This window comes from Catenuloplanes atrovinosus, from assembly GCF_031458235.1.
In the GTDB taxonomy this organism is placed as follows: Bacteria; Actinomycetota; Actinomycetes; order Mycobacteriales; family Micromonosporaceae; genus Catenuloplanes; species Catenuloplanes atrovinosus.
In genome coordinates, this window is sequence record NZ_JAVDYB010000001.1 from 5,717,387 (window position 1) to 5,734,894 (window position 17,508).

A 17,508-nucleotide genomic window follows, 5' to 3' on the forward strand; every position below is an offset into this window, starting at 1 on the left:
TAGATTTCCCATGAGGTGAGCCGGCGTGAATATGCGACGCCCGTCAGCGTTTCCGCTGGCACGCGTCACAGTCCGCCGCCGCCTGGCACAACGAGATGGGGTGAACCGTGGCGCCGGAACGTAAGGACCGTCGCGGTTCACAGCTGCCCGCCTGGGCGGTGGAGATCACCGACGAGTGGATGGAGGTCCCCGGGGGGCAGAAGTACCCGGGCGACCCCGGCCAGACCGTGCAGGCGCGCAGCAGCGCGGTGTACCGCTCGTCCGTACGGCCCGACCCGGACGGTGCCACGCCCGTTCCCCCGCCGATCAACGGACGGCCGTCCCGGCCGGCCTCGGGGCGGGCGCGACCACCGGCGCCGGGACGCCGGGCGGCCGCCAACGGCTTCGACTACGAGGAAGACCACTTCCTGGACGATCCACCGCGCGGGCGCGCGGGTGGGCATGACGTCCGGGTGTACGGCCGTGGGGCGGCCGAGGACGAGGAGCCGCGCGGGCGCGGGCGGGCCGGGGCCGGGCAGCGGGCCGACTTCGACTACGACCCGCGGGCGCGTGATCCGCGGGGGCGGAACGGGCGCGGCGGAGGGCCGCGCGACCTGGATCTCGATCTCGACCTCGACGAGGACGGGTTCGATCCGCGGGACGCCGACCCTCGGCCGCGGCGCGACCCGCGGGACCGCGATCTCGATCCCCGCGACGCCGATCCGCGGGAGCGGGGCGGGCGCGGGGGTGATCCGCGCGAGCGCGGTGGGCGCGGGGGTGATCCGCGCGAGCGTGGCGGGCGCGGTGCCGACCCGCGCGACTTCGACCCGCGCGAGCGGGCCGGCCGCCGGGTGGATCCGCGTGATCTCGACCCGCGTGATCTCGACCCGCGCGATCTCGACCCGCGTGAGCGGGGCGGGCGCGGCGCCGACCCGCGCGATCTCGACCCGCGTGAGCGGGGCGGGCGCGGCGCCGACCCGCGCGACTTCGACCCCCGCGAGCGGGGCGGCCGAGGCGCGGAGCCGCGTGAGCGCGGCGGGCGGGGCATGGACCGGCGTGACCTGGACCCGCGCGACCTGGAGGCACGCGGCCTCGATCCGCGCGGCCTCGATCCGCGCGATCTTGACCCGCGTGAGCGCCGGGCGCGAGGTGTCGATCCCCGCGATCCGGACCCGCGCGACGTGGACCCGCGTGAGCGGAACGGCCGCGGTGGGGCCCCACGTGACCTCGGCCCGCGCGATCGCGGCGGGCGCGATGCCGACCCGCGCGACCTGGACCCGCGCGACCTGGACCCGCGCGACCTGGACCCGCGCAACCTGGACCCGCGCGACCTGGACCCACGCGACCTGGACCCGCGCGACGCCGACCCGCGTGAGCGGAACGGCCGTGGCGGTGACCCGCGCGACTTCGACCCCCGCGAGCGCGGCGGACGCGATCTGGACCCGCGCGAGGCGGACCGGTGGGAGCGGAACGGCCGCGGCGTGGACCCGGACGGTCCGGACCCGCGTGACGTCGACCCGCGGGACCGGCCGCGGCGGGGCGCCGACCCACGGGACGACGCCGATCAGCACGGGCGCGACCCGCGGGACGACCCGCGCGGCCGTGGCCGGGATGGTGGCCGTTACGGCGGTGGGCGGCCCTCGGAGCAGGAGTGGCGGACGGGCGACCCCGGCCGTCCGCGTCGCCCTGCCCGCCGGCCGGACGACGCGCCCGGGGACGTACGCCCGGCCGCGCAGGCCGGCGGGCCCGACCGTGGCCGCCGGCCCGGCTGGGACCAGGCCGCCGACTGGCAGCAGGCCCGCGGCGGCCGGCGCGACGCACCCCGCGGCGACCAGCCGTGGCGCCGCCGCGAGGTGGTGCAGAACTGGGGCGAGCCGCTGCCCGCGGACGCCGACGTCGACGAGCGCGACCTGCCGGCCGCCCGGCGTGACGAGCCGGGCCGTGTCCCGGGGGACCGCCCGGACCAGCAGGGACGTCCACCGGTACGCGATGCCGACCCGGCCCGCCGGGAGCAGCCCGACGACGGGCGCTCCGGTGCCCCTCGGCGGCAGGAGCAGCCGGACCGTCCGGTCGAGCCGGCCGCCGGTGGCGACCAGGCGCGGCGCGGCGAGCGGACCTGGATCAAGCCCGGTCAGCGGGCCGTGCCGGCGCGCGCGGACGAGCCCGTGCGCCGTGCGGAGCCGCCGGCGCCGGTCGTACCGATCCGGCGCGACCAGGACCGCCCGTGGGAGCAGGAGCCCGCGGCCGCGGCGTGGGGCCCGGCGGCCGGAGACGTGCGCGACGAGCCGCGGCCGCCGCGTGCCGAGCCGGAGATGCCGGGCGAGCCCGCACGCCGCGCTGGCGATCCGGCGCGGTACGCACCGGCCGCGGCCGATCCGGCCGCCCGCTTCGACGCGGAGCGGTCCGGATATCCGCGCCGCGACGTGCCGGACGCGGACCCGCGTGACCGCGGTCGCCCGGCCGTGCCGCCGATGGCGCCCGCCGCCTCCGCCGCCCCGCCGATGGCCCCGCCGCGTCCTGGTTACGCGGACGGTCCCGAGCGCTCCGGCGGTCACGCCCGTCCCGATGTGCCGCAGCGTCCCGGCTACGCGGGCGGTCCCGAGCGCTCCGGCGGTCACGCCCGTCCGGGTGTACCCGGGCGTACGGTCGCCGAGCCGGCCCGCGGTGGTGCTTCGACGCCGCCGCCGGCCGCGCCGCCGCGTCCGGGACGGCCGTCGTCCGGCGAACCGTGGGGCCCGCAGGACCGGCCGATCAGCCCGGCCGCCGCGTACCGTGGTGGCCCGGCCGACCCGGCGTGGCAGGACGCCTCGGAGCAGACGCGCCGCCTCGGCGCAGACCCGTCCGACGCGACGCGGCCGGTCAGCGGCGCGCCGTCCGACCAGACGCAGCCGCTCGGCGCCGCCTTCGAGACGACCCAGCCGATCTCCCGGCCGACCGGCGCACCGGTCAGCGGCATCCCCGCGGACCGCACACCGCCCATCGGCCGCGACATCGACCCGGCCCGGCCGGTCAGCGCCACGCCCTACGACCGCCCTCGGCCGACCGGCGCACCGGTCAGCGGCATCCCCGCGGACCGCACACCGCCCATCGGCCGCGACATCGACCCGGCCCGGCCGGTCAGCGCGACACCCTACGACCGCCCCCAGCCGGGCGGTGGGCCGGTCCGGCCGGTCGGCGAGGTGCCGTCGGAGCAGACGCAGCCGCTCAACCGCGGTCCCGAGGCGGCGCGGCCGGTCAGCGGCTCTCCCTACGCCGGTGGGCAGCAGGGCGGGCCGGTGCGGCCGGTCAGCGGCTCTCCCTACGCCGGTGGGCAGCAGGGCGGACCGGTGCGGCCGGTCAGCGGCGTGCCGTCCGACCGGGCGCGGCCCGCCTCCGGCGACGCCGACGCGACGCGGCCGGCCGGCGGGGCGCCGGGGCGGCCGGTCAGTGGCGTGCCCTATGGGCACGAGTGGGCGCCGGGCGCGTCCGCGCCAACGAGTGGTGCTCCCTACGGTCCGGCGCGACCGGGTCCGGCGCCGGAGCCGCAGCGGCCGGCCGCCGGGCCGCCGCGCGGGCAGGAGTGGGCTCCGGGAGCGGCTCAGCCCGTCCCCCGGGCGCCGCAGGAGCCGCAGCGTCCGGAGGCTGGCCGGGAGGCGCAGCACCCGGTCAGCGGCGCGCCCTACGGGCAGGAGTGGGCGCCCGGGGCGACCCGGCCGGTCAGCGGCACCCCCTACGGCCAGGGACGGCCGGAGACGGGCCAGGAGCCGGTCCGGCCGATCAGCGGCGCGCCCGCCGATCCGCGCGGCCAGGCCACAACCGACCCACGCGGCCAAGCCGCGGCCGACCCACGCGGCCAAGCCGCCACAGCCGAACCCCGCGGCCAAACCGCGGCCGATCCACGCGGCCAGGCCACAACCGACCCACGCGGCCAAGCCGCCACAGCCGAACCCCGCGGCCAAGCCACAACCGACCCGCGCGGCCAAGCCGCAGCGGACCCGCGCGGCCAAGCCGCGGCCGACCCACGCGGCGAGGCCGTGGCGGACCTGCCGGAGGCGCAGGCCGGTGTCAGCGCGACCCTCCCGCAGGCCCGGCCGGACGTTCCGGTCCGGCCGGGTCAGCGGCCGGACGAGCGCGACCAGCAGCCGGAGCAGCCTCCCGCGCCCGAGCGCGGACAGCAGGGCGGGGCCGACCGGGATCGCCCGGTCAGCGCCGCGCCCTACCAGGAGGCGCCGGAGCGGGACGAGGCCGGATATCGGCCGCCGGGCGGGTCGGTGCAGCCGCCGCCGCTGGAGCCGTCGCCGTACGACCACTACCCGCAGCAGCCCACCCAGCGTGAGCGGGCGCCGGAGGAGGCGCCGGCCGCGGCGCCCGCCGTACCCGATCATGATCGGCCTTCGCTCGGTGAGCTGCTGACGGCGAGCGGCGCCGGGACTCGCTCGGTGCCGGCACCCACGGACGACCTCGCGGAGAAGCAGGGCGCGCCGCCCCGCGCCGACTCCGGCTGGTTCGGGTCGTCCACCAAGCCCACCGAGACCGACGAGCCGCAGGAGCGGCCGCCGGCACCCGAGACGGCAGAGACGACGCCGGCCGAGCCGGAGACCGCCGGCACGCCGGAGGAGGGCGCCGAGGAGCCCGGCGAGGAAGCCGCCGTCACCGCCAGCCCGGACACGGTCCTGCCCGGCCCGGCCGGCCCGGCCGCCGGTGCGGCCACCGCGCTGCGCGCCCCCACGATGATCACCCCGATCGTCACCCCGGACGCGCCGGAGGACGCGGCCGCCGGCGACGCCGAGGACACTCCCGGGGCCGAGGAGCGGGCGGCGGACGAGGCTCCGGTCGAGGAGGAGCCGCAGCGGCCGGCCGATCCGGAGCAGGTACTGGCCACGTACGCCTGGCGGTTCCATCACGAGACGCTGCGCGAACTGGTCGACGACCCGGACGAACTGCGGCAGGTACGCGAGCGCCTCACCGAGAAGCTGGCCGGCGCCACCGACAACGCCACCCGGGCGCGGCTGCTGAGCCTCCGCGCGGTGGTCAGCAGGATTCTCGGCGATCTCGGCCCGGCGCTGCACGACGGCCGGATGGGGTTGGAGCACGCGGAGCTGACCGGGCACTTCCGCCGGATCGCGATCGCGCAGGCGCGGCTGGCGCACGTGCTCCAATGGCGCGGCGACTTCATCGAGGCGGACCGGCTGTTCGCGGAGGCGAACTCGTCGGAGCTGCCGGATCGGCTGCGCGCCACCATGCACGAGCACGCCGGGCGGTCCGCGTACGACCAGGGCCGGTTCATGGAGGCGCTGCACCACTTCGAGCGCGCGCTGGAGCTGCGCAAGGTCGAGGACCCGGACCTGATCTCGCGCACCGAGCTGGCGCTGGACGCCGTGTTCGCGAAGGTGGCGGCGAACGGCTGGGGCCCGTACCCGCGCACCGAGGACGAGATCCTCCAGGTGCACCGGCCGCCGCAGCCGATGTTCTCCGAGCGCGTGCAGCGCTGGGGTTACTCCGATGAGGACGGTGAGCCGGCGATCGCGCCGAGCTACGCGGACGTGCAGCCGTTCCGGGACGGTGTGGCGTGGGTGCGCCGGCCGGAGGCCCAGCACTGGGAGCTGATCGACGAGTCCGGCGAGCTGCTGATCCCGGCGGACGCGGGCTACTACGGCGTGGGTTCGTTCTCGGACGGCCTGGCCTGGGTCTCCCGGGACGGCAACGGCGGCTGGGTGGCGATCGACAAGTCGAACGCGGTGGTGATCGGCCAGCCGTACGAGGACGTGCGCCCGTTCCGGCGGGGGATCGCGGCGGTGCGGCGGAAGAGCGGCTGGGGCGCGGTGGACACGTCCGGGCGCGTGGTGGTGCCGACGCAGTACAGCGGGTTCGCGACCGCGCTGACCGACGGGCGGTACGTGGACGGCTTCACCGACGAGGGCCTGGCGATCGTTGACCTGAACGGGCGCAAGGGCGTGGTGGACCGGTCCGGCACCGTGGTGGTGCCGCCGACGTACCCGGCGATGGTGATCCATCCGGTGGCGTTCCTGATCGGCGCCGGCGCGGGCACCGGGCGGTGGGGCGCGGTCGACCGCCGCGGCGAGCCGTTGATCGACCCGGTGCACGCGTCCCGGGCGGACGTGATGGACGAGATCGACCGGCTGCTCGCGGACACGAAGCCGGTCCTCTAGACGTGGAGGACCGGCCCGGAAAAGCGGACGGCGAACCGGGCCGGCCTCCTCACCATAGGTGCCGAACCCCAAGGGCGGCTGAGAAAACTGGGTAGTGTCGGCGCATGGAATTTCGTCACCTCGGCCGTTCCGGCCTGCTGGTCAGTGAGATCTCGTACGGCAACTGGATCACCCACGGCTCCCAGGTGGAGGAGGAGGCGGCGGTCGCCTGCGTGCGTGCCGCGCTGGACGTGGGCATCAGCACGTTCGACACCGCGGACGTCTACGCGGGCGGGCGCGCGGAGGAGGTGCTCGGCCGCGCGCTGAAGGGCGTACGCCGGGAGAGCGTGGAGATCCTGACGAAGGTCTACTGGCGCACCGGACCGGGCCGGAACGAGAGCGGCCTGTCCCGCAAGCACATCCGCGAGTCGATCGAGGCCTCGCTGCGCCGGCTGCAGACCGACCACGTCGACGTCTACCAGGCGCACCGGTACGACCACCACACGCCGCTGGAGGAGACGATGTCCGCGTTCGCGGACGTGGTCCACTCCGGCAAGGCGCACTACATCGGCGTCTCCGAGTGGACCGCGGACCAGCTGCGCGCCGGTCACGCGCTGGCCAAGGAGCTGAAGATCGCCCTGGTGTCGAACCAGCCGCAGTACTCCGCGCTGCACCGGATCATCGAGGGCCAGGTGGTGCCGGCGTCGCAGGAGCTGGGCATCAGCCAGATCGTGTTCTCGCCGATCGCGCAGGGCGTGCTGACCGGCAAGTATCTGCCGGGCGAGCAGCCGCCGGCCGGCTCCCGGGCCACGGACGAGTCCGGATCGAAGACGATCGCGCGATTCATGCGCGACGACGTGCTCTCCGCCGTGCAGCGTCTCAAGCCGCTGGCCGAGTCGGCCGGGCTGAGCATGGCGCAGCTCGCGCTCGCCTGGGTGCTGCAGAACCGGAACGTGGCGAGCGCGATCGTCGGCGCGTCCCGCCCCGAGCAGGTGCACGACAACGCCAAGGCCGCCGGCGTACGGCTGGAGGACGACCTGCTCAAGCAGATCGACGAGGTGCTCGGCGAGCTGCCCGAGCGCGACCCGGCCAAGACCCAGTCCCCGGCCGAGCGGCCGTAGGACCTCCACCGAGAAGCCGCGCGGGTACGTCGTACCCGCGCGGCTTCTTCGAGGTTTTGATCAGTCGGCCGAGTAGCTCCAGAAGCGCAGCAGCGCGAAGCCGTCGCCGTAGAGGTACGACGGCATGCCGATCAGGTCGCCCAGCGTGAAGACGACGGAGAAGAACGCGCCGCCGATCGTCGGGTTCCACAGGAGCGCGAACAGCATGATGAACCCGAACGGGGCGATCACGTCCCAGGTCCGCTTCCAGGAGAACGGCAGCCACGGCCGCAGGATGTTGCCGCCGTCCAGGCCCGGCACCGGGATCAGGTTCAGCACGGACGCGGTGAGCTGCAGGAACCCGAGCAGTGCGATGCCCGCCCAGAACTCGGTGTGCGTCTCGCCGGTCACGCCGAACACGAACGGCAGCGCCAGCAGCACCGCGAACACCAGGTTCGTCGCCGGGCCGGCCAGGCTGACCAGCGACGACCGCAGCCGGCTGCGCAGCGCGCCGTGGTTGACCCACACCGCGCCGCCGGGCAGGCCGATGCCGCCGAGCACCACCACGATCACCGGCAGCACGATGGACAGCAGCGGGTGGCTGTACTTCAGCGGGTTCAGCGTCAGGTAGCCGCGGTGCGCCGCGTCGATGTCACCGGACCGGAACGCGACCAGCGCGTGCGCGTACTCATGAACACACAGCGAGATCAGCCAGCCGGTCACCACCAGCAGGAACACGTCGAACGCGACGTTGCCGAAGCCGCTCCACGCCATCACGCCGGCGGTCACGAACAGCGCCACCAGGCCGAGGAAGATCGGGCTGGGGCGGAACGCCTCCCGCGGCACCCCCATGACGAGGTTGCCCATCCGGTCGCTCACTCGCGCACCGGCTGCAGACTCATCGAGTACTCCACCCGGTCGTCCTCCACCAGAACCACCGTGCTGACGCCGCTCCCCTGCAGCTCACGCCAGGTCTGCCCGATCCAGGACTCCGCGTCGGCCTGGCTGGAGAACGCCTCCGACGGGCCCTCCACCGGCTTGCCGTCCGAGTCCTCGTAACGCCAGTTCCACGGCATAAGCGCGTCTCCCCTCATCGCCGGACACCCGTCCCTGGCGGGATCGAAGGCCACGTGCACAAGCGTAGTCGGCTGGCCCGGCTGACCGCGCACAGCGGATCGCTCTAAGGTACGGGTCATGTCCGTTGACGGGTGGAACACCCTTCTCGTGCTCGGCGGCATCCGATCCGGCAAGTCGGAGTTCGCCGAGTCGCTCGTGTCCGGCGCGACCAACGTCCGCTACCTCGCCACGTCCGCCCCCGTCTCGCTGTCGGACTCCCCCGACGACCCGGAGTGGGCGGCCCGCATCACCGCGCACCGCGAGCGCCGCCCGGAGACCTGGGAGACGGACGAGGTCGGCACGGACCCGGGCCGGCTGATCACCGCGCTCACCGAGGCGAAGCCGGACGAGACGCTGCTCGTCGACGACCTGGGCGGCTGGGCCGGCGTGCTGCTCGACCCGGCACACCAGCCCGCCGACGACGTGAAGACCGTTCAAGAACTCGCCGCGGCGGTACGGGGATGCGCCGCGCGGCTGATCCTGGTCAGCCCGGAGGTCGGGCTGTCGCTGGTGCCGACGACCACGCTCGGCCGCGCGTTCGCGGACGCGGTCGGCACCATCAACCAGGCGATGGCCGCCGCGGTGGACGCGGTGGTGCTGGTGGTGGCCGGGCAGCCGACGTGGCTGAAGGGCTCCGCCGACGCCTCCGCCACCGAGCCCGCGACCGCGCCCGCCGCCGCCTCTCCCGCGGCGCTGCCGGACGTGCCCGCGCCGATCGTGCTGCCCGAGGTGATCACGCCGGTCGCCGCGCCGCCCGCGCCCGCCGCCGCCTCCTCGCCCGAGGACGTGCTGCGCGGGCCGACGCAGGCGCTGCCGATGGTGCGTACCGGCCTGGTCATCCAGCCCAACATGGAGCTGCCGCTGCCGGACGACGAGGCCGGACCGGCCGCGCTCGACCGGCTCGCCACACTCGACCTGGCCGGCACCGGCCTCGGCGAGCTGGCCGGCGTGGTCCGGTTCGCCGCCGCCACCCAGGGCACCGACACGCCGCGCCCCTGGCAGTCCGTGCGGGTGCTGCTGGTCCAGGGCGACCACGCCGGCGGCGCGTCCGCGGGCACCCCGGACGGCGAGTCCAACCGGCGCACCGCGCAGGCCCGGCTCGGCATCGGCGCGCTCGCCCAGCTCACCACGGCCGCCGGAGCCACGCTCCAGGTCGTGGACGCGCCCGCGTCCGCCGCCATCGAGGACGGTCCCGCCCTCACGCTCGCCCAGGTCGACCACGCGCTCCGGGTCGGCTGGCGGCTCGCCGAGGAGGCCGTGGAGAGCGGCGCCGATCTGTTGGTCATCGCCGCGTCCGGGGCCGGCACCCCGGCCGCCGCGGCAGCCGTGCTGGCCGCCACCGCCGGCGCGGAGCCGTCCGCCGTGCTGCCGCTGGTCCGTACCCCCGAGGGCGACTTCGACGACAACGCCTGGATGGCCCGGTGCGCCGCCGTCCGCGACGCCATGCAGCGGGTGCGCAAGGGTGGGCGCGAGGCCAAGGACATCCTGGCCGAGGTCGGCGGCGGCGACATCGCCGTGGTCACCGGCATCCTGCTCGGCGCCACCGCCCGCCGTACCCCCGTCCTCCTCGACGGCCCGGTCGGCGTGGCCGCCGCCCTGGTCAGCCGCGACCTGGCCGGCCAGGCCCGGCACTGGTGCCTGCTCCCCGACCACAACGGCGACCCGGCCGTCAAGCTCGCCGCGGACGTCCTCGGCCTCACGCCGGTCCTCACCATGCGGCTCGACCTCGGCGAGGGCACGGCCGCGCTGGCCGCGCTGCCGGTGCTGCGCTCCGCGATCGCGCTCGCGGCCTCCATCCCGCCGCGGGATGCCGCACCGTCCATGTCGTCCGCCGAGGGGGACGCGTCGTGGCCGGCGGAGGGTCTGGACGCGACGGCCGCGGCCGGGGCCGCGTCGGCGGGAGCCGCCGGGCTGCTGGCGGAGGCGGCGCTGTCCGCGGGGTCCACCGCCACCTCCACTTCCTCGTCGGACTCCGGCGCGGCGTCCACGGGCGACTCCGGGGCCGCGTCGGGTGACGATGCGGCCGTCGCGCTGGCCAGCGCGGTCGGCGTGGTCACCGGCGACTCGACGAGCGACACGGACTCCAAGGACACGGACAACGACACGACGACCGTCCTGCCGGGCGCGGGCGGCTCCGCCGCGGCCACGACCGGCGGCATCACTCCTGCCGGTGGCACGGACAACGACACGACGACCGTCCTGCCGGGCGCCGGTGGCTCCGCCGCGGCCACGACCGGCGGCATCACTCCTGCCGGTGGCACGGACAACGACACGACGACCGTCCTGCCGGGCGCCGGTGGCTCCGGCGCGGCCACGACCGGCGACATCGCGCGGGCCGGTGGCACGGGCAGTGACGTGACGACCCACGTCTCCGGCTCCGGTGCCGGTGGCGCGGGTAACGACGCGACCACCGGGATCACCGGCGCTGGTGGCACCGGCAACGACGGGGGACCCGGCATCGGCACGAGGGGTGCCGGCGCCGACACGACAGCCGTCATCACCGGCGCCGGCGGGTCGGACGCCGATGAGACGGCCGTGATCCGGCTCCCCGAGAGCGCGACCTCCGGCGGCGCCGGCGCGGCGGCCTTCCCGTCCCGCACCGCCGACGCGACCGAGGACGACGCGGAGCGCACCGCGGTCTTCTCCGTCGCGCCGCCGGCCGACGAGTCACCGACCACGGCGTTCCGGGTACCGCCCAAGGACGACCCGGAGGCCACCACGGTCATCTCCACCGGCGGCACGTCCCGTACCGAGGACGACGAGGACTCCACCTCCTGGCTCCCCGGCTTCGGCAATCCGCGCCGCACCGACGACCCGGACGCCCCCACGCGCCGCTGACCCGTTGCCCACCCCGCACAACGATCCCGCGCCCAGGCCCGCCCCGGAACCCTCCGGCGGCGGGCCTGCCGCACCCGCGGTCTCCCCGGGCGGCGGCGATGCGGCGGCCGGGCGGTGGGTGCTGCTGGTGGACGGCGTGCGACTGGCGGTGACCACGCTGACGGTCGTACCGGTGCGGGTCGGCATCGTCGACCGGCGGACCGCCGCGGTAGCCATGACCGCCGCACCGGCCGTCGGGCTCCCGCTCGGCGCGCTCCTCGCCGGCATCCTCCTGCTGCTCGACGCGGCCGGTGCCCCCACGTTGCTGGCCGCGGCCGTCACGCTCGGCCTGTCCACGCTGCTCACCCGCGCGTTGCACCTGGACGGCCTGGCCGACACCGTCGACGCGCTCGGCTCCTACCGCGCCGGCGAGGCCGGGCTGGCCGTGATGAAGAAGCCGGACATCGGCCCGTTCGGCGTGGCCGCCGTGACGCTCGCGCTGCTCACCCAGGCCGCCGCGCTCACCGCGCTACCGGACGCCGCACCGGTCGCCGTGCTGTCCACCGTCTGCACCGCTTACGGCACCGGGCGCCTGGCGATCTCCTGGGCCTGCCGCCGGGGTCTGCCCCCCGCCCGCCCGACCGGGCTGGGCGCCCTGGTCGCGGACACCGTGCCCCCGGTCCCGCTGGCACTCGGCACCGCGGCGACCGTGGCGATCTCGGTACCCGCCGTCCCCGGCCGCCCCTGGCAGGGCCCGCTGGCCGTGATCCTCGCCCTCACCGCCACCCACCTGCTCCTCCGCCAGTGCCACCGCCGCTTCGGCGGCATCACCGGCGACATCCTCGGCGCCTCCCTCGAACTCGCCACCACCGTCGCCCTGATCACCCTCGCCCTCCGGTGATCGTTCCTCGCTGCGCGGACCCCTCCCGGGATTCGCAGACCGCTCTCTCGCTCCGGGCACACTCTCGCTCCGGGCACCACCCGCTCCGGGCACACTCTCGCTCCGCGGACCACTCTGGCTCCGCCGACCAGTCACGCTCCGCGGATCGCCGGGGGGATATTTCGGCTTCGGACCGCGCGGGTGACCATCAGGTCGCGCCGATGATCAACTCACTTTGTGAGCCTCCGGCACGTAATTCGAGCGAAATTACGTGCCGGAGGCTCACATAGATGAAAAGTCATCGATCGAATTACTGACGATATACCGAAATTTCGGGCGCGGCGCGGCGGACCACCTCGGAACAGATCGGGCGCGGCGCGGCGGACCACCTCGGAACAGATCGGGCGCGGCGCGGCGGACCACCTCGGAACAGATCGGGCGCGGCGCGGCGGACCACCTCGGAACAGATCGGGCGCGGCGCGGCGGACCACCTCGGAACAGATCGGGCGCGGCGCGGCGCGACCGTCTCGGAGCAGATCGGGCGCGGCGCGCCCGAGCACGGACCGAGCGGCGAGCGGCAGCCGGCGCGCCGCGGAGGGCGCGACGTTGAGTATCGCGGCGGCGAGCCGCTGGGGCGTTCGCGGCCGCGGGCCCGCGTTTCCAGCGGCGGCCTCCGCGCGAGCCGGCCGGGACGGCACCCACGGCCGTACCGGGCCGGCAGTGGACGGTGCGACCGGCGGGCCGCCCGGCCGGCGGGCTAGCGCACCGAGGTGGTGACGAAGGGCGGCTTGACGATGGTCATGGGGGTGCGGCGGCCACGGATGTCGACGTGGACGGTGTCGCCGAGGGAGGTGCCGGGGACGGTGTCGAGGAGGGCGAGCGCGATGCCGACCTTGCGCGTCGGGGAGAACGTGCCGCTGGTGATCTCGCCGACGCGGGCGTCGCCGGCGTAGACGTCCATGTGGGCGCGCGGGATGCCGCGGCCCTGTGCCTCCAGGCCGACGAGCACGCGGCGCGGGCCGGACTCCTTTTCGGCGAGCAGCACGTCACGGCCCCAGAACGCGGGCTTGGTCCAGCCGACCGCCCAGCCGGAGCGGCCCTGCACGGGCGTGATGTCCAGCGACAGGTCCTGGCCGTGCAGCGGGTAGCCCATCTCGGTGCGCAGCGTGTCGCGCGCGCCGAGCCCGCACGGCTTCAGCGTGGGGTCCGCGTCGAACAGCGCGTCCCAGACCGCGGTGGCGGACTCCGCCGGTACGACCAGCTCGTACCCGATCTCGCCGGTGTAGCCCGTCCGGCACACGATGATGTCGGCGCCGGCCAGCCGGGCCGGGGCGAAGCTCATGTACTGGTGACCGGTGTCCAGGCCGAGCGTGGCCAGCAGCGCGGGCGAGGCGGGGCCCTGGACGGCCAGCACCGCGAACGCGTCGTGCTCGTTCCGCACGCTGACGCCGGTGGGCGCGGCCTCGGTGAGGCGGCGGACGACCTCGGCGGTGTTGGCCGCGTTCGGGATCAGGAAGACGTGGTCGTCGCCGTGCAGGTAGGCGATGATGTCGTCGACCACGCCGCCGGTGGCGTCGTCGCAGCACAGCGTGTACTGCGCGCGGCCGGGGCCGATGCGGCCGAGGTCGTTGGTGAGGCAGGCGTTGACGAACGCGGCGGCGCCGGGCCCGGTGACGCGCGCCTTGCCGAGGTGGGACACGTCGAAGACGCCGACGTTCTCGCGGACCGCGGTGTGCTCGGCGATGACGCCGCCGTCCGCGTACTCCAGAGGCATCTCCCAGCCTCCGAACGGCGCGAACTTCGCGCCCCGGGAGACGTGCCGGTCGTGCAGGGGAGATCTCTTCATGGGTGGCAACTTACCCGCATCCGACCATCTGGTTAGCATCGGCGGGACATGATGTTGTCCAGCGGGTACGCCTCGCAGACGACCACACCAGCGGATGCGCACCCGCACGCCGCCCAGACGTCGGAGAAGCCGAGTGACTCAGCCCAATCCCTCCCTGCACCTGGTGGACAGCGACCCCGCCGAGCTTGCCGTCGACGCCGTCGTGATCGGCGTGCACAGCCGCGACGACGAGCCGTCCGGTCTGCTGATCGCCAGCGGCGCGGAGAGCATCACGGCTGCGTTCGACGGCCGGCTGGCGGAGACGCTGCGGCTGCTGGGCGCGTCCGGCAGCGCCGGTGAGGTGACCAAGATCGCAACCCTAGGCACGGTGACCGCGCCGATCGTCGCGGCCGTCGGCCTGGGCCCGGAGCCGTCCGGTGCCGCGCCGGAGCCGGAGGCGCTGCGCCGCGCGGCCGGGACCGCGGTGCGCGCGCTGGCCGGTGCCGGCACCGTGGCGCTGGCGCTGCCGCTGCCGGACGACGCGGACGGCCCGGCCGCGCTCGGCGCCGTCGCCGAGGGCGCGGTGCTCGGGTCGTACCGGTTCGCCGGGTACAAGACGAAGCCGCAGCCGGGCCGCCGTGAGCCGGTCGGGACCGTGCGGGTCGTGGTGCCGGACGCGGCCGACGCCGGGCTGGTCGCGGCGCTGGCGCGGGCGTCCGCGGTGGCGTCCGCCGTGGTGCGCACGCGCGACTGGGTGAACGCCGCGCCGAACGAGCTGCGCCCGCCCCAGTTCGCCGAGCAGGTCGCGGCCGCGGGCCGCGAGGCCGGGCTCGAGGTCGAGGTGCTGGACGAGAAGGCGCTGGCCGAGGGCGGATACGGCGGCATTCTCGCGGTCGGCCTCGGCTCGGAGGCCCCGCCGCGCCTGGTGAAACTGACCTACACGCCGCAGTCCCCGGCCGCGGGCGCCAAGCGGGTCGCGCTGGTCGGCAAGGGCATCACGTTCGACACCGGCGGCGTCTCGATCAAGCCGGCCGCGGGCATGTGGGAGATGAAGTCCGACATGGCCGGTGCCGCCGCGGTCGCGGCCACCCTGCTGGCGGTGGCGGAGCTGAAGCCGGCCGTGCCGGTGACCGGCTACCTGCCGATCGCGGAGAACATGCCGTCGGGTTCGGCGTACCGGCCGGGTGACGTGGTCACGATGTTCAACGGCAAGCGGGTCGAGGTGCTGAACACGGACGCCGAGGGCCGCATGGTGCTGGGCGACGCGATGGCGCGGGCCTGCGCGGACGGCACCGACTACCTGTTCGAGACGTCCACGCTGACCGGCGGCCAGGTCATCGCGCTCGGCAAGCGGATCTCCGGGGTGATGGGCACGGCGGAGCTGACCGAGCGGGTGAAGGCCGCGGGCGAGCTGGTCGGCGAGCCGGCCTGGCCGATGCCGCTGCCGGACGACGTGCGCAAGGGCATGGACTCGGACGTCGCGGACATCTCGCAGGTCAACGCGGGCATGGACCGGGCCGGGCACATGCTGCAGGGCGGCGTGTTCCTGCGCGAGTTCGTCACCGAGGACGTGGCCTGGGCGCACATCGACATCGCGGGCCCGAGCTTCCACACCGGCGAGGCCACCGGCTACTGGACCAAGGGCGGCACCGGCGTGCCGGTGCGCACGCTGGTCGCGCTGATCGACGACGTGGTCGCGAACGGCTGAGCACGCGATTCCGGGCGTCCCGTCACCGGGGCGCCCGGATCAGCGATAGATTCGCGGTCAGGAGGACGCGCGCTTGCGACGCTCGTTGTAATCGCGCATGCGCTGCGGATAGCCCACGAGCTGAATGTCGTACACGGGAATCGCCATCCTGTGCGCGAACCGCCGCGCGCCCTCGGGCGAGTCGATGCGACGGCGGGTCCACTCGCCGTCGTGGGCTATCAGGATGACCGTGGTCTCGGTCACGGTCGTCTTGGGCTCGATGAAGACCTCGACACCGGTACGCGAGGTCACGAACTGTGCGAGGTGTTCCAGGGCCTCATTCTGCGCCGCTCGGGCAACCGAGCCCCCGCCCGACTTCTTCTGCCGCCTGAACCAGGCCACCGTGTGTCTCCCCCATCCGCAACCGTCACGGGCGACTTGCAGGCAAGGGTACTGCCAGGGGACGTGTTCCTGGGCACCTCCCTACGCGGCCCCCTTCCACAAGTGACAGGATGGGCACGGCACCATGCACGTTACGACAGCATGACCGTCGTATGAGCGACGCGACTTGGGAGTTGACTGTGAGCCAGCCGAACGGCGAAACCTTCGACATCGTCATTCTCGGCGCCGGCAGCGGTGGTTATGCCACGGCGCTCCGCGCGGTCCAGCTCGGCCTGACCGTGGCCCTGGTGGAGAAGGACAAGCTGGGCGGCACGTGTCTGCACGTCGGCTGCATCCCGACGAAGGCGCTGCTGCACGCGGCCGAGGTCGCGGACGAGACCCGGGAGTCCGAGCAGTTCGGCGTGAAGGCTGAGTTCCACGGCATCGACATGGCCGGGGTGAACTCGTACAAGGACGGTGTCATCTCCCGTCTGTACAAGGGCCTGTCCGGCATGCTCAACGGCAACAAGTCGATCACCGTGGTCGAGGGCGAGGGCAAGCTCGTCGCGCCGAACACGGTGGAGGTCAACGGCAATCGCTACGTCGGCCGCAACGTCGTGCTCGCCTCCGGGTCGTTCTCCCGGACGCTGCCGGGCCTGGACGTGGACGGCGAGAAGATCATCACCAGCGAGCACGCGCTGAAGCTGGACCGCGTGCCCAAGTCGGTGATCGTGCTGGGCGGCGGCGTGATCGGCGTCGAGTTCGCCAGCGTGTGGAGCTCGTTCGGCGCCGAGGTCACCATCATCGAGGCGCTGCCCCGCCTGGTCGCCGCGGAGGACGCGGAGGTCTCCAAGGCCGTCGAGCGCGCGTTCCGCAAGCGGAAGATCAACTTCAAGGTCGGCAAGCCGTTCGAGAAGGTCGAGAAGACCGAGAACGGCGTGCGCGCCACCATCCAGGGCGGCGAGGTCGTCGAGGCCGAGCTGCTGCTGGTCGCGGTCGGCCGCGGCCCGCGCACCCAGGGCCTGGGCTACGAGGAGCAGGGCATCAGGATGGAGCGCGGCTTCGTCCTCACCGACGAGCGCCTGCGCACCAACGTGCCCAACGTGTTCGCCGTCGGCGACATCGTGCCCGGCCTCCAGCTCGCGCACCGCGGCTTCCAGCAGGGCATCTTCGTGGCCGAGGAGATCGCGGGCAAGAACCCGGCCGTCATCGACGAGCTGGGCATCCCGCGGGTGACGTACTCGAACCCGGAGATCGCGTCCGTCGGCCTGACCGAGGCGAAGGCCCGCGAGCAGTACGGCGACAAGGTGAAGACGTACAACTACAACCTGGGCGGCAACGGCAAGAGCCAGATCCTCAAGACCACCGGCTTCGTCAAGCTGGTCGGCGTGGAGGACGGCCCGGTCGTCGGCGTCCACATGGTCGGTGCGCGCGTCGGTGAGCTGATCGGCGAGGCGCAGCTGATCTACAACTGGGAGGCGTTCCCGGGCGAGGTCGCTCAGCTCGTCCACGCCCACCCCACCCAGAACGAGGCGCTGGGCGAGGCGCACCTGGCCCTGGCGGGCAAGCCGCTGCACGCACACGCCTGATCTTGA

General features: G+C 74.9%; 9 protein-coding genes and 1 pseudogene. 6 read left to right on the forward strand and 4 right to left on the reverse strand.

Going from position 1 to position 17,508, the window contains the following annotated elements; genetic code table 11:
- Positions 1-107: 107 nt before the first annotated feature.
- A complete protein-coding gene (locus tag J2S41_RS25270) occupies positions 108-6,128 on the forward strand; it encodes a WG repeat-containing protein (protein ID WP_310371114.1) in 6,021 nt (2,006 codons plus the stop codon).
- Between the two features lie 104 nt (positions 6,129-6,232).
- A complete protein-coding gene (locus J2S41_RS25275; protein WP_310371116.1) occupies positions 6,233-7,228 on the forward strand; it encodes an aldo/keto reductase family protein in 996 nt (331 codons plus the stop codon).
- A gap of 60 nt (positions 7,229-7,288) precedes the next feature.
- On the opposite strand, the gene J2S41_RS25280 is transcribed toward J2S41_RS25275, so the two are convergent.
- The gene (locus tag J2S41_RS25280; protein ID WP_310371118.1) at positions 7,289-8,074 is read right to left on the reverse strand and encodes a site-2 protease family protein; all 786 of its coding nucleotides are present in this window, start codon (positions 8,072-8,074) and stop codon (positions 7,289-7,291) included.
- An 8-nt stretch (positions 8,075-8,082) separates the two neighbouring features.
- The gene (locus tag J2S41_RS25285; RefSeq protein WP_310371121.1) at positions 8,083-8,283 is read right to left on the reverse strand and encodes a hypothetical protein; all 201 of its coding nucleotides are present in this window, start codon (positions 8,281-8,283) and stop codon (positions 8,083-8,085) included.
- 118 nt (positions 8,284-8,401) lie between these two features.
- Here J2S41_RS25285 and J2S41_RS25290 point away from each other — a divergent pair.
- Both J2S41_RS25290 and J2S41_RS25295 read left to right on the forward strand, forming a co-directional pair.
- Positions 8,402-10,294 (forward strand): annotated as a pseudogene (locus tag J2S41_RS25290) (bifunctional adenosylcobinamide kinase/adenosylcobinamide-phosphate guanylyltransferase); the annotation flags it as partial.
- Between the two features lie 985 nt (positions 10,295-11,279).
- Complete coding sequence (locus tag J2S41_RS25295) at positions 11,280-12,041, forward strand: adenosylcobinamide-GDP ribazoletransferase (protein ID WP_310376524.1); 762 nt, start codon at positions 11,280-11,282, stop codon at positions 12,039-12,041.
- A 736-nt stretch (positions 12,042-12,777) separates the two neighbouring features.
- Here J2S41_RS25295 and gcvT read toward each other — a convergent pair.
- Entirely contained in the window at positions 12,778-13,866 is a 1,089-nt protein-coding gene (gene gcvT / locus J2S41_RS25300; protein WP_310371123.1) for a glycine cleavage system aminomethyltransferase GcvT, read from the reverse strand.
- A gap of 133 nt (positions 13,867-13,999) precedes the next feature.
- On the opposite strand from gcvT, the gene J2S41_RS25305 reads away from it, so the two are divergent.
- Entirely contained in the window at positions 14,000-15,553 is a 1,554-nt protein-coding gene (locus J2S41_RS25305) for a leucyl aminopeptidase (RefSeq protein WP_310371125.1), read from the forward strand.
- Between the two features lie 57 nt (positions 15,554-15,610).
- Here the strand turns inward: J2S41_RS25305 and J2S41_RS25310 are convergent, their stop codons facing one another.
- Positions 15,611-15,934, reverse strand: a complete 324-nt coding sequence (locus J2S41_RS25310) for a hypothetical protein (protein ID WP_310371127.1) — start codon at positions 15,932-15,934, stop codon at positions 15,611-15,613.
- 152 nt (positions 15,935-16,086) lie between these two features.
- Between J2S41_RS25310 and lpdA the strand changes: the two genes are divergently transcribed.
- Positions 16,087-17,502 (forward strand): dihydrolipoyl dehydrogenase, encoded by a 1,416-nt coding sequence (gene lpdA, locus J2S41_RS25315; RefSeq protein ID WP_310371129.1) that lies wholly within the window; start codon positions 16,087-16,089, stop codon positions 17,500-17,502.
- The last annotated feature ends 6 nt before the right edge of the window (positions 17,503-17,508 follow it).